The organism is Streptomyces sp. P9(2023) (assembly GCF_032436795.1).
Lineage (GTDB): Bacteria > Actinomycetota > Actinomycetes > Streptomycetales > Streptomycetaceae > Streptomyces.
Map to the genome: position 1 here is coordinate 1 of NZ_JAUPWM010000015.1, position 13,289 is coordinate 13,289.

Here is a 13,289-nt window from a genome sequence, read left to right on the forward strand (position 1 = left end):
ACTCTTCTGTCTGCGGTGCGCGCTACGCCTTCTTCTCGTACGGGCTCGGCACCGGGAAGTACGCCTCCAGGAAGGGTGTGATCAGGTCCTTCTGGTCGGTCACGTCCTGCTCCGTGGAGACCGTGTCGTTGACGCAGAAGACGGCCTTGTCGCGGCTGGCGAGCAGCCGGCCGAGCCGGGTCTCCGTCCACGGGTGCGTCAGGTCCAGATAGGCGTACGGCAGCTGGGACGGCACCGCGCGCTGGGTGTGGAAGGCGTAGTAGTGGTGCAGCGACGACGAGATGGAGATGTCGTCGATGGACCGGAACCGGCTCGCCTCCGTACGGCGGTACTCGGCCTCGAACTCGGTCTCGATCTCCGTCAGCACGCTGCGGCGCAGCGCGTGCGGCATGTGCTTCATCTTCTGTACGAGGACCGCGCCGTACCGCTCCTCGATCAGGCGCCGGTTGTTCTTTCCGGCCGCCGCTACCGGCGGGTCGTCGACGGTCCGCTCGCCCAGCGGCACCAGGGCCGGGGACGGGAAGAACTTGGTCAGCCCGTTGGAGTGGAAGAAGTCCTGCGGGGTGACCTCGTTGCCGAGCATCACGTCGTCGTTGAAGTAGAGGAAGTGCTCCGAGAGCCCCTCGATGTGGTGCAGCTGGCTCTCGATCGCGTGCGAGTTGAACGTCGGCAGCAGATCGGGGGAGCGGAAGACGTCCTTGTGGCTGACCACCTTCAGACCCGGGAGGTCGGTGTCCAGCCAGTCCGGCTGCTGGTCGTCCGTCAGCAGATAGATGGTGCGGACCCACGGCGCGTACATGTGCAGGGAGCGCAGCGAGTAGCGCAGCTCGTCGCGGCTGAGGTAGCGGGCGGCGTTGGCCGCCTCCGCGTGGTACGCCTCACCGGAGAACTCGGCGCGGCGCCGCAGCCAGGCGGGGTCGGAGCCGTCCACCCAGGTGTAGACGACGTCGACGGGGAAGGTGACCTCGTCGGTGTGGACGACGGCGGTCTCCGCGCGGGCCGGGACCCGCGGCGCGTCGGCCCGCTCGCGGGGCGCGAGGCTGGTGAAGTACGCCTCCGGTACGGCGACGGTCTCGCCCCGGACGGGCAGCGCGGAGGCGATCTTGCCGGGCCGCGGCGCGACCAGCTCGCCGTCCTCCTCGTGCCAGAACTCGACGTCGCAGCCGTACCGGTCGCCGAGCTGCAACAGCCGGGTGGGATCGGTGTGGTACCAGGTGAGGCGCAGCACGTCGGCGGTGCGCAGGCGCTGCCAGGTGGCGGCCTCGAAGCCGGGCTGGGAGCTTCCCGAGACCGCGCTGCTGCCGCCGACCGGTGCGACGTACCCGGGCAGCCGGGTGCAGGCCTCGGCGAGCGCGGTGAGGGCGGCGGCGCGGTCCTCCGCGCGGACGGCCACCACGGCGCCGGTGTCCGACTGGCCGCGTACGCAGAAGTGCTCGATCCTCGCCCCGGCGAGGGTCTCCAGGACGGTGTCCAGGTTGGCGCGGCGGGCTTCGAGGGGGGTGATCCCGGCGGAGACCAGGGCGACCTTCGGCTCCCGGCCCACAGTGATCACGGCGCGGTCGGCGGCGGCGGTGAGGGCCTCGTACCGCTTGGCCACCCGGCCGCTGCGCAGCCGCTCGGCGGCGGCCGTACCGTTCGCGATCCGGATCTTCAGTTTGCGCCGGACGTCGGCGTCGACCTGGGAGACGATCGCGCGCCTCACGCGCTCCGGTATGGCACGGCGGTAGACCCCCAGCAGCCGGGGTGCCTCGGGATTGCGCACTGCGGTCGACTCCTGAACCTGGTCATACGACGGACGGGTGAACGCATCCAGTATGACTGGTGGCCGGTCCCTGTCCGGCGGGGCCCGGAGTGTGCGCGGGCGAACGCGGTCCGGCGTGCCGTCCGGCGGGCGGGCGTCCCGTAGGATCCCCGGTGTGAGTAGCGTCACCCCGCCTCAGGTAGCGGGGAAACTCGGTGTCGTGGTAATCGCACACAATGACGAGGCGCTGGTCGGCGAGGCCATTCGGTCCGTCCTCGACCAGGGCCCCGTCGTCGCCGAGGTCGTGGCCGTCGACGACGGATCCAGCGACGGCACGGCGCGCGTCCTCGACGAACTGGCCGCGCTCCACCCCCGGCTGCGGGTCGTGCACCGCACCGAGAACAGCGGCGGCTGCGGCACCCCGCGCAACGACGGCGTCCGGGCGGTCACCGCGCCCGTGGTGATATTCCTCGACAGCGACGACATCCTGCCCGCGGGCGCGGCCGAAGCCCTGGTGGCGGCGGCCGAGCTCCATCGCGCCCCGGTCGCGGTCGGCGCCTGCGTCCGGCGCGAACTGCCCGAGGGCCGCGACGTGCGCTGGCAGCCCGCGCTCTACCTCGAACCGGCCCTGCTGGAGTCGGCTGCGGACCTCACCCCGCTGGTCCACGACACGCTCTGCGTCAACAAGGTCTACGACCGGGCCTTCCTCGCCGAGCACGGCATCCGGTTCCCCGACGGCCACTGCGTGTACGAGGACTTCCTCTTCACCGCCCGCGTGCTCGCCGCCGCGCCCCGCGTCGCCGTGGTCCCCGACACCGTCTACGTCTGGCATGTGCGCCGCGCCGCCGCCCACCTGTCGATCTCCCTCGACCGGGACGGCGTCACCAACTGGCAGGCCAGGATCGCCGCCCACCGGACGGCCGTCGAGACCTTCGAGGCGGCCGGCCGCACCGAGCTCGCCGCCGCCTGCCGCACCAAGTTCCTCGAACACGACCTGCGCCTGTACGCCCGTGAGCTGTGGCTGCGCGACGCCGCGTACCGGAGCGCGTGGTGGGCGGCGGCCCGGGAGCACCTCGCGGGCTTCGAGGAGGCCGACCTCGCCGCGGCGAGCCCGCCCGCCCGCTGGCTGGCCCGCCTCCTGCTGGCCGCCGAGGCGCCCCGCGACCTGACCCGGCTGTCCCGGCTGGCCGGCGACCCGGCCCGGCTCCTCGGGCCGTACGCCCGGAGCGCGGGCGCCGCCGTCTGGTCCGAGGACCTCCCCGGCGCGGAGCTCGACGGCGTGGACACCCTGCCCCTGGCCGAGCTCCCGGTCGTCGTCGACGCCGCTCTGTACGGCGGCAGGGGCGGCGGGCTGCGGTTCACGGTCCGTGATCTGTACGGCCGCGTGGCGGCGGCCGGCCCGCGCACCGCGCAGGTCTCGTTCCTGCTCCGGGGCGTGGACGGGGCCGCCCGCACCGAGCGGGCCGAGCTGCGCGAGGTGGCGGGCGGCTGGACCGGGCGCGTCCCGGCCGGGCTCACCGCGCTGGCCCGGGCCGGCCGCGAGCGGGGGCAGTTCGGCACCCAGGCCTGGGACCTCCGGATCACCGTCGACTGCGCCGACGGGCAGGTCGTCACGACCGCCCCCCGGTTGCCGGCCGAGCGACAGCGCCGATGGGTCCTGCCGAGCAGCCGGTACGGTGTACAGCTGGTGCAGCAGTACACCACGGCGAACGGCTCGCTCGCGGTGCGGATCGCACCGGGCGCCCGGGACGGGTTCCGGGCGGTCGGAGCCAGACTCCGCAGGCTCTCCCGCGGTTTCTGGCCACTCTCCCGCGGTTCTAGCGAAAGGGATTTGGGCGTATGACTTATCTGATCACCGGTGGCGCCGGATACATCGGCTCGCACGTGGTCCGCGCCATGACGCGGGCGGGGGAGCGGGTCGTCGTCCTCGACGACCTGTCCACGGGCTACGCGGAGCGGGTCCCGGAGGGCGTGCCCCTGGTGGTCGGGACGACCCTGGACCGCGAGGTCCTGGACCGGACCATCGCCGAGCACGGGGTCACCGGCGTCGTCCACCTCGCGGCGAAGAAGCAGGTCGGCGAGTCCGTCGAGCAGCCGCTGCACTACTACCGCGAGAACGTGCAGGGCCTCACGGTCCTTCTGGAGGCGGTGGCCGCCGCCGGCGTCCGTAACTTCCTCTTCTCCTCCTCGGCCGCCGTCTACGGCATGCCGGACGTCGACCTCGTCACCGAGGAGACGCCCTGCCTGCCGATGAGCCCGTACGGCGAGACCAAGCTGGCCGGCGAGTGGATCGTCCGAGCCGCCGGCAAGGCCCACGGCATCTCCACCGCCTGCCTGCGCTACTTCAACGTGGCGGGCGCCGCGACTCCCGAGCTCGCCGACACCGGGGTCTTCAACCTGGTCCCGATGGTCTTCGAGCGGCTCGACGCCGGTGAGGCCCCGCGGATCTTCGGCGACGACTACGCCACCCCCGACGGCACCTGCGTCCGCGACTACATCCACGTCGAGGACCTGGCCGACGCCCACCTCGTCGCCGCGCGGAAGCTCGCCGAGTGGGCCGCCGCCGGTGAGCCGCGCGACCTGACGGTCAACATCGGCCGCGGCGAGGGCGTCTCCGTGACGGAGATGATCGACCTGATCAACGAGATCACCGGGCACTCCACCGCCCCGGTCGTCACCCCGCGTCGCCCCGGCGACCCGGCCCGGGTCGTCGCCTCCGCGGACCGCATCGCCGCCGAGCTGGGCTGGAAGGCCCGGCACGACGTCCGCGACATGATCAGCTCGGCGTGGGCGGGCTGGGTCACCCGCCGGGGCGTGTCGGCCTGACGGCAGCCGCGTAGGAAAGAAGGGAGGCCCGCCGGTGACCGGCGGGCCTCCCTCCCTTTGTGGCCTAGCGGTCGAGGAGCGCGAAGAGGTACTCCCAGCGCGCCACGATCTCGTCCGTCGCGTACCGCTGGATGTCGACGCGGGCCCGCTCGCCCATCCGGTCGCGCAGCTCCCGGTCCGAGATCAGCTCGTCGAGCCTGCGGGCGAACTCCCCGGTGTTCCCAGGGGGCACGATGAGGCCGTTCGTACCGTCCTCGATGATCTCGCGGACGCCCGGCGCGACATCGAAGGCCACACAGGGCACTCCCGTCGCCATCGCCTCCATCAGGGCGAGGGGGAAACCCTCACCCCGTGAGGACAGCGCGAAGAGCGAGCCGCCCCGCAGCGCGCCCGGCACGTCGTCGGTACGCCCCATCCACTCGACCGAGCCGGTCAGCCCCAGCCGGTCGGACTGCGCCCTCAGCGCGTCCTCCTCCTCGCCCGATCCGTAGAGGCGCAGGACCCAGTCGGGGTGCCGGGGCGCGACCTCGGACCAGGCGTCCAGGAGCAGGTCGACGCCCTTCTCCTCGTGCAGCCGGGCGATGCCGACGACCGCCTTCGCCGTACGCGGGGAGGGCTCGTCCGGGAAGAACGGCAGCGGGTTCGGCATGGCCCCGACATGGTCGAGCCGCTGCCTGATCCACAGGTCGGCGTCCTCCCGGGTCAGCACGAGCATCCGGTCGACGTCCTGGTAGTACCGCTTGACCCGCCGGAAGCGGGACGAGGCGCGGCACGTCTGGAACGACTCGTGGCTCATGCCGATCACCCGCAGCCCCGTCGTGTCCGCGAGGGCGACCCACTCCATCGCCCAGACCTGCGTCACGATGACGACGGAACCCGGCCGCACGGAGCGGAGGATCGTCGTGAGCTTCGCCGCCTCCCGGCGCATGCCCGCCTCGCGCACGGCCCTGCGCCGGCGCTCGACCAGGTCGAGCCTGCCCTTCACCCCGCGCCGTGGCTTCAGGACCGGCGGATGGGTGTCGTACAGCGTCGTCGTCCGGTACGGCAGGTCGTCGCCGAGGTCGGCGCGGCGGTCCGCCGGGGTGGGGACGATGCCGACCAGCTGGACCTTGTGGCCGCGCTCGGTGAAGAGCCGGGCCATCTGGTGCGACCAGCTGGTGATGCCGCCGAGCTCGTCGACGCTGTTGGAGACGAGGACGATGTCACGGGGCGTCGTCCGGGTCGGATCGGTCGTCTCGGTTGTCTGGGTCATCAACGCCTCCACCCGGAGAAGAACTTCGCGACGATCGACCGGGCGGCGTCGCCCTGGTCGTACTCGCCGAACTCGGCCACGAAGCGCTTGCGCGCGTCGCAGAACTCCCGGCCTTCGGAGGCGAGGTTCCGCAGCGAGGCGTGCAGTTCGTCCTCTGTCCGGAGGACCGGGCCGGGCGCGTGCTCCAGCAGGTCGAAGTAGGTTCCCCGGTCCTCGTGGACGTAACTCTCGTAGTCGTACGTGAAGAACAGCATCGGCCGGTCGAGCAGTGCGTAGTCGAACATCACGGAGGAGTAGTCCGTGATCAGCGCGTCGGCGAGTTCGAGGAGCGGCATCACGTCGTGGACCGAGGAGACGTCGACGACGGTGCCCTCGACGTTCGGCGGCAGCACCACGTGGTTGAAGTAGTGCGCCCGCACCAGCAGGACGTAACGGTCGCCGAACTCCTCGGCGAAGCGCTCCACGTCGAAGGGGAGCGCGAACCGGCTGGCCTTGCCGGAGTTGCGGAACGTCGGCGCGTAGAGCAGCACCTTCTTGTCTTCCGGGATGCCGAGCTGCTCGGCGAGCGGCCCGCGCTCCCGGCGCCCGTCCTCGTCCTCGCGCTGCCGCGCCCGCACGAGGACGTCGTTGCGCGGATAGCCCGAGCGCAGCAGCGTCCGGTCCTGCAGCCGGAAGGCCTTGGCCAGCGTCCGTACGTCGTGCTCCGAGCGCACCAGGAAGTGGTCGAAGCGTTCGAGGTGGCGCTGCTGGGCCTCCTGCTGCCGGCGGGTCTGCGCCTTGAGGCTGGGCTGGTCGAAGCCCATCTTCTTGAGCGCGGAGCCGTGCCAGGTCTGGATGTACGTCGTCTCGGGCCGCTTGGTCAGCTTCAGCGGATAGCTCTGGTTGTCCACCCAGAACTCGGCGCGGGCCAGCGCCTTCAGATAGGGCAGCGACCAGCGGCGGACCAGCTGGGCGTCCTTGGGGAAGTCCTGCGGGTTCCCGGCGTACGACCAGACCGCGTGGAAGTCCAGGCCCTGCCGGCGCATCTCCTCGTAGATGGCGCGCGGGCTGTCGCTGTACTGCTTGCCGAGCTGGCTCTCGAAGACGACGGTCCGCTTCTTCACCGGGAGCCGGCTGTAGACCTCGTGGTACAGCCGCAGCTTGGTCTCACCGGAGGTGAGGGTCTTGCGCAGCGCCTTGGCCCGGCGGTAGCCGGACTTGGCGAGCCGGCCGGGCTTCCCCCGCAGCCCGCGCTGGACCAGCTCCTCGATCCGGTCGCTGTCGCCCTTGGAGGAGACGAGCCGGAAGGCGAGATGGCCCTTGGCGGTGGCGTGCGGCTCTATGCGGTCGCCCACCAGGCGCGTCAGCCGCGGCCTGACGGGGAGTGTGCCGTCACCCAGGTCGTGCTGTTCGACGGTGATCCGGGTCTGCGTGCGCACCCCGTTCGCACGGAGGACGACGCGGACGTCCCACACCGGGTCGATGACGCCGAGGGGGCGCAGCGTGCCGCCGATGTCGGCCTCGGTCTCCCAGTGGAGCGTCTCGCCTTCGTGGCGCAGCGAGGTGACGGGGAAGACGAACGTACGCAGGCTGCGGCGGCGGGCGCGGAACTCCAGCTCGGCCGTGAGGGTGTCCTCGGGCCCGACGATCGCGAGCGGGTTGGTGATCCGCCCGGCGAGCCGTGCGGTGCCGTCGCTCTCGGCGTACGCGGTGAGCTGGTTGCGCAGGAAGAGCTTGCCCAGCGGCTTCTGGTGGTAACCCAGGTCGGTGACGTCGAGCACCTCGCGGCCGAACGGGTCGTCGAGGTGGTCGGCGCACCAGTAGACCCGGCCGTCGCGCCGGGCGAGCGGGGCGGAGAGCTTGTCGCGGTGGATCAGGGTGTCCACGGCGGGCAGCAGGTTCTCCCAGTCGCCCCGCTCCAGGAGGTACGCGCAGATCGCCTGGATCTTGGCGGCCTTGCCGTAGGCCTCGCGGTCCAGGCCCTGGAGGTACGGCTGGGAGAGTTCGGCGAACTCGCGGCGGTAGGCCTCGTCCCGGAAGGGAAGATCACGCAGATGGAGGACGAGGTCGTGCTTGAGGAACTTGACGTCCTTGGCCGCTCGTAGCTCGTCCAGACCGTGCCGGTCCAGGAGCGCGTCGATCCGGCGGTGGATCTCCAGCCGGTTCCGGTAGTTCACCATCTCGTGCCGGCTGTTGGTGACCGACTTGATCTCGGCCCGCTCGTAGACGTGCCAGAAGTAGACCTGGTTGGGGATGAGGGTGATCTTCTTCGCGGCGAGGTAGGCGTCGGCTACGAACATCAGGTCCTCGTAGAACATCCCCTTGGGGAAGCGGAGTTCGTTGTCGAGGAGGAACGCGCGGCGGTAGCACTTGTTCGTGGAGAGGGTGTCCCAGACGAACAGGTCGGGGAGCTCGGTGACCGAATCCAGGGTGCGGGTCGTCGCGTACAGCCACGCGTACCACTCGTTGCGCTTCTCGCGGCGGCTGTCCTTGGTGAGCCGTACGCAGAGCCCGGAGACCAGGTCGGCGCCGGTCTCCTCGGCGGCCGCGACCATGTTGCGGCAGGCGTTGCGCTCCAGGACGTCGTCGCTGTCCAGGAACATCACGTACCGGCCGCGCGCGTGGCCGATGCCGACGTTGCGCGGCTCTCCGCCCGCGCCGCTGTTCTCGGGCAGCTGGTAGGCGCGGACCCGCTCCGGCTGGGCGGCTGCCAGTTCCTGGGCGACCTCGAAGGTGCCGTCCCCACTGCAGTCGTCGACGATCACGACCTCGACGCTCCGCAGTGTCTGGTCCAACACCGATCGCACGGCCGTCGGGAGACGCTCCGCGTCGTTGTAGGCGATGACGATCACTGAGACGTCAGGCACTGGCACCTCGATCCATTTTCGTGCGCAGGCTGCCTCGAAGGCACCCCGCGTTCACCTTTCGACGGTCCGATGGGGCGGGAGGCGTCCGGGCGGGGCTCCGCGCTCGCTTGACGGGGGTTCTCCGCGATCGGATCCGTGACCGGATCCGCTATCGGTTTCGTCGATTTTTAAGGGGCAACCCTATCGGCTCCGTCCTCTTCCGGCAGAACCGTGCACATCGGGTCATAACCTGTTCGTGCATAAATGGACGAGGGAAAGTGACGGGCCGTTCGAGTGTCGTTCAGGAGTTCGGAATTCAGGGATGTCCGCCGTGCTGAACCCCTCGCTTGAGAAGGGCGCCGGACGGCGAGGAGACGATTCCGCAGCGCGGCTGACGCGGGCGGCTCCGGGGGGCCGAAGACTCCTTCGGGCGCGGTGGGCCGCGCCCGTCTTCGCCGCGGTGGCGACCATGACGGCGTACTGCCTGGCCATGGCCGCTCAGGGTACGTATCCCTTCGGCGGCCGGTCCCGCGCGGTGAACGACCTCGGAAATCAGTTCGTGCCGTTCCACGCCCGCCTTTGGGACCTGATGCACGGCGAGGCCCACGGCGATCTCTTCTTCAATTGGGCGAGCGGATACGGCACCCCCTTTCTCGCCGACTTCTTCACGTATCTCATGAACCCGTTCTCGTGGCTGGTCGGGGTCTTCCCGCGGGACACCGTCGAGTTCCCCGTCTTTCTCGTGACGCTGTTCAGTGCCGGACTCGCCGCGGCGCTGATGACCGTCTTTCTCGGCCGTCTCCACGAGGGAAGTCCCTGGCTGCGCGCCCTGCTCTCGGTCGGATTCGCGCTGAGCGCCTGGATGATCTCGGACGGGTTCTCCGACCCCATGTGGATGTGGGGCCTGGTCGCCCTCCCGCTGCTCGGCATCGCCTACGACGACTGCCTGCGCCGCCGCCGCTGGGTGACCGGCGCCCTCCTCGTGGCCGTCTGCTGGGGCGGCAACTTCTACACCGCCGCGATGGCCACCCTCGGGATGGGCCTGGTGCTGCTGGTCCGGGTGGTCGTTGACGACGGGGACGGCCGGGGCGTGCGGGACGTGCAGGAAGACGGGGACGCCCGGGACGGCCGGGACGTACGGGATGCCCGGGACATACGGGATGTACGGGATGTGCGGGATGCCCGGGACGCCCGGGACGGCCGCGACGTACCGGACGGCCGCGACGTACGGGACGGCCGCGACGCCCGGGACGTACGGACGCGGCTGCGCGTGCTCGCCCGGGCGGCCACCATGACCGGCGCCGGGATCCTGCTGGCCGCGCCCGTGCTCACGGTCAGCCTCAGGGCCAGCAAGCTCGCCCAGCCCGCCCCCGAGGCCGTCTACACCGGGCCGCCCGCCCCCCTCGACTACCTCGCGCACCTCATCCCCGGCGGGCTCGTCGGACGCGTGCCGCACATCTCCGTCGGCATGCTCTGCCTGCTCCTCGTCGCCACGTTCCCCTTCATCCGCCGGGTGCCGGTCAAGGAGCGGATCGCCTGGCCGGTCCTGATCGCGCTCATCGCCCTGTCCCTGGTCTGGGAGCCCACGATCCTGCTCTGGCACGGACTGACCCTGCCCAACGGCAGCCCCTACCGCGCCTCGATCGCCCTCACCGCCGTGCTCGTGTGCGTCGCCTGGCTGGCGCTCGCCCGCCGGCCCCGTGTCCCGGAGCTGCTCGCCGGCGCCGCCGTGGTCCTCGTCCTGGTCCTGTGCGTAAGCACCACCGCGTACATGACGACCGGCCCCTGGATCCTCACCGCCGGCGGAGTCGTCCTCCTCGGCCTGCTCCTGGCCCTGGACCGGTTCCGGGCGGACCGCCGGGTGCGGCGCGGGCTCACCGTGGCCCTCGCCGGGGCCGTGCTCCTCTCCGCCACGTACACGGTCCTGTCCACCACCCGGATCCGGGACGCCATCGAGTGGTGGAAGCCCAAGCGCACCTTCGACCGCCAGGCACTCGCCGCGTACGACCAGCTGAAGTCGGCGGACGCGTGGCCCACGAGCCGTACGGACCCGGGCCCGCACTCGTTCGCCGCCAACGACCCGATGCTGCTCGCCGGGCAGGGCGGCGGGTACTACAGCAGCTACCTGCCGGCCGCCACGGCCGACGCCCTGCACCGGCTCGGCGCCGCCTGGTACATCGAGGGGCGCCACACGCGCAGCTTCGAGGACCCGGTCGGGCGCGCGGTCATGGGCGTGAGCAGCTACCTGGAACCGGACGGCGGCCCCGACGGATTCGTCCGCCGCACCGCCACCGCCCCGCCCGTCGTCACCCTGCGCCCGGCCGCCACCGCGCTCGACGGCACCACCCGTGACGTCTCGCTCTTCTCCCGCCAGGAGCGGGTGCTCGGCGCGCGCGTCTACGAGGTGCCCGCGGTGACGCGAGGCGCGGAGGGCGAGGCGGGTGGTCGCGAGGGGGGTGGTCGCGAGGGGGCGCTCGTCCCCGGCCGTGGCTGGCCGCTCAAGGCCGACGGTGCCGAGCCCGGCGCCGGTACGACGTTCACCGCCGTCTGCACCCCGGGCACGGAGGCCTACTGGTACGCGCCCTGGCTGCGCGGACGGGTCGACACGCTCGGGGGCCTGGCCGGCACGACCGTCGACGCCGTCGGCAAGTACCCCATGACCAGCAACTCGCTGCGCTCCCTCGGGACCGTGCCCGCCGACGGCGCGGTCGCGGTCCGGGTCCACTCGGCCCAGCGCCAGTACATCCCGGAGAGCCCCGTCGGCTGTCTCGACCGGGCCGCGCTCGACCGGACCGTACGGCAGCTGCGCGCCACCGGCCCCGATCGCGTCGATGCCACCGGCCACGGCATCACCGCCGCCTTCGCGCCCGGCACCCAGGGCACCGCGGTCCTCTCCGTGCCCGCCACGCCCGGCTGGCGGTGCGCGGTCGACGGCGGCCACGCGCGCGTGCCGCGCACGCTCGGCGGGCTCGTCGCCGTCGAGCTCGGCGACGGCGCCGCCCGGCTCTCCTGCTCCTACCGCACCCCCGGGCTGCGGCTCGGCCTCGCGGCGAGCGGCGCCGCGGCGGCCCTGCTGTTCGCGGTCGCCGCCGCCCACCTGATCCGTACGCGTACATCCCGCACCTCCCGTACAGCCGGTATGTCCCGCACGTCGTCCAGCTCTTCGTCCCGGAGTCAGCGTCCATGATCAAGTTGTCCGTCGTCGTCCCCTGCTACAACGAGGAAGCGGTGATCGACCAGTTCGACACCCGCATCCGCGAGGTGCTGGGCAGCCTGCCCGTCGAGTACGAGATCTGCTACGTCGACGACGGCAGCAAGGACGGCACCTTCCTCCGGCTGCGCGCCATCGCCGCCGAGTTCGAGAAGGAGACCCGGTACGTCTCCTTCAGCCGGAACTTCGGCAAGGAGGCCGCCATGCTCGCCGGGCTGCGCGAGGCCACCGGCGACGCCGTCGTGATCATGGACGCGGACCTCCAGCACCCGCCGGAGCTCATCGCGCGGATGCTCGAACTCCACGAGCAGGGCCACGAGCAGATCATCGCCCGGCGCACCCGCGAGGGCGACAAGAGGCTCCGCAGCGTGCTGAGCCGGCTGTACTACCGCGGTGTCAACAAGTGGATCGACGTCGAACTGACCGACGGCGTCGGCGACTTCCGCCTGCTCTCGCGCGCGGCCGTGGACGCCCTGCTCTCCCTGCCCGAGTACAACCGCTTCTCCAAGGGGCTGTTCTCCTGGATCGGCTTCGACACCGTCACCTTCGACTACCGCAACGCAGCGCGTGCGGACGGCGAGACGAAGTGGAAGTTCAGCTCCCTGCTCAACTACGGCATGGACGGGCTGATCTCCTTCAACAACCGGCCGCTGCGCATCGCGATCTGGCTCGGTCTCACCCTCACCGGCCTCGCCGCGCTGTACGCGATCTGGATCGTGGTGGCCGCCCTCACCCAGGGCGTCAGCGCCCCCGGTTACGTGACCCTCGTCGCGATCATCGTGGGTCTCGGCGGCGTCCAGATGATCATGCTCGGGCTGATCGGCGAGTACATTGGCCGGATCTACTACGAGACCAAGCGCCGGCCGCACTTCCTCGTCAAGGAGACCCACCGCACCAGGGTGCGCCGCCCGGTCACCGGCAGCGCCTACGTCGCCGGCCTCAGCGACGGCCGCGCCCACGTCGTCGCCACCGAACGGGAGATGTGATGCGCGGTCAGCTCGGACAGATCGTCCGCTTCGGCCTGGTGGGCGGGGTCAACACGGCGACCTTCTACGGGTGCTACCTGCTGCTGCACCCCTGGATGCCGTACTTCGCCGCGTACTCGATCGCCTTCGTGCTCAGCATGATCGGCTCTTTCTTCCTCAACACGTACTTCACGTACCGCACCAAGCCCACCTGGAAGAAGTTCGCGCTCTTCCCGCTCACCAACGTCACCAACTACCTGGTGCAGAGCGTCGGCCTGTACGCCCTGGTGACCTGGGCCGGGATGGACGACAGGATCGCGCCGCTGGTCGCGGCCGTCGTGGCCATCCCCTTCACCTACCTGCTGTCGAAGAAGATCCTCGTGCCCGGCGGCAGGAAGGCGGAGGCCGGACCCGCCGGTGACGCCGAGGTCGCGTCGGACACCGTCGGCACCCGGTGACGGAACACGCC

8 protein-coding genes are annotated in these 13,289 nt (G+C 71.3%); 5 read left to right on the top strand and 3 right to left on the bottom strand.

The features are described 5' to 3' along the window. Nucleotides 1–22: 22 nt before the first annotated feature. On the bottom strand, nucleotides 23–1,762 hold the full coding sequence (locus Q5762_RS20295) for a stealth family protein (RefSeq protein WP_315893591.1): 1,740 nt from the start codon (nucleotides 1,760–1,762) through the stop codon (nucleotides 23–25). A gap of 199 nt (nucleotides 1,763–1,961) precedes the next feature. Between Q5762_RS20295 and Q5762_RS20300 the strand changes: the two genes are divergently transcribed. Both Q5762_RS20300 and galE read left to right on the top strand, forming a co-directional pair. Then, a complete protein-coding gene (locus Q5762_RS20300) occupies nucleotides 1,962–3,584 on the top strand; it encodes a glycosyltransferase family 2 protein (RefSeq protein WP_315893592.1) in 1,623 nt (540 codons plus the stop codon). Beyond that, entirely contained in the window at nucleotides 3,581–4,567 is a 987-nt protein-coding gene (galE, locus tag Q5762_RS20305; protein WP_315893593.1) for a UDP-glucose 4-epimerase GalE, read from the top strand. The genes Q5762_RS20300 and galE overlap by 4 nt, the downstream gene beginning before the upstream one ends. A gap of 64 nt (nucleotides 4,568–4,631) precedes the next feature. Here galE and Q5762_RS20310 read toward each other — a convergent pair whose 3' ends face one another. Both Q5762_RS20310 and Q5762_RS20315 read right to left on the bottom strand, forming a co-directional pair. Further along, nucleotides 4,632–5,819, bottom strand: coding sequence for a glycosyltransferase (locus Q5762_RS20310; protein ID WP_315893594.1), 1,188 nt, complete (start codon nucleotides 5,817–5,819; stop codon nucleotides 4,632–4,634). Further along, nucleotides 5,819–8,665: a CDP-glycerol glycerophosphotransferase family protein gene (locus Q5762_RS20315; protein WP_315893595.1), complete on the bottom strand. Its 2,847-nt coding sequence runs from the start codon at nucleotides 8,663–8,665 to the stop codon at nucleotides 5,819–5,821. The genes Q5762_RS20310 and Q5762_RS20315 overlap by 1 nt, the downstream gene beginning before the upstream one ends. A gap of 448 nt (nucleotides 8,666–9,113) precedes the next feature. Here Q5762_RS20315 and Q5762_RS20320 point away from each other — a divergent pair, with 448 nt between their 5' ends. The 3 genes from Q5762_RS20320 to Q5762_RS20330 are packed head-to-tail and all read left to right on the top strand — an operon-like array spanning nucleotide 9,114 to nucleotide 13,278. Then, nucleotides 9,114–11,831 carry a YfhO family protein gene (locus Q5762_RS20320; RefSeq protein WP_315893596.1) on the top strand — a complete coding sequence of 906 codons (2,718 nt, stop codon included), beginning with the start codon at nucleotides 9,114–9,116 and terminating at the stop codon, nucleotides 11,829–11,831. Then, complete coding sequence (locus Q5762_RS20325) at nucleotides 11,828–12,841, top strand: glycosyltransferase family 2 protein (protein ID WP_315893597.1); 1,014 nt, start codon at nucleotides 11,828–11,830, stop codon at nucleotides 12,839–12,841. Before Q5762_RS20320 ends, Q5762_RS20325 begins: the two co-directional genes overlap by 4 nt. Then, a complete protein-coding gene (locus Q5762_RS20330; protein ID WP_315893598.1) occupies nucleotides 12,841–13,278 on the top strand; it encodes a GtrA family protein in 438 nt (145 codons plus the stop codon). The genes Q5762_RS20325 and Q5762_RS20330 overlap by 1 nt, the downstream gene beginning before the upstream one ends. The last annotated feature ends 11 nt before the right edge of the window (nucleotides 13,279–13,289 follow it).

Bases quoted from the DNA above. Each gene is read 5' to 3' on its own strand.
- galE (WP_315893593.1), top strand. From the start codon at position 3,581: ATGACTTATCTGATCACCGGTGGCGCCGGATACATCGGCTCGCACGTG.
- Q5762_RS20310 (WP_315893594.1), bottom strand. From the start codon at position 5,819: ATGACCCAGACAACCGAGACGACCGATCCGACCCGGACGACGCCCCGT.
- Q5762_RS20320 (WP_315893596.1), top strand. From the start codon at position 9,114: ATGACGGCGTACTGCCTGGCCATGGCCGCTCAGGGTACGTATCCCTTC.
- Q5762_RS20325 (WP_315893597.1), top strand. From the start codon at position 11,828: ATGATCAAGTTGTCCGTCGTCGTCCCCTGCTACAACGAGGAAGCGGTG.
- Q5762_RS20330 (WP_315893598.1), top strand. From the start codon at position 12,841: ATGCGCGGTCAGCTCGGACAGATCGTCCGCTTCGGCCTGGTGGGCGGG.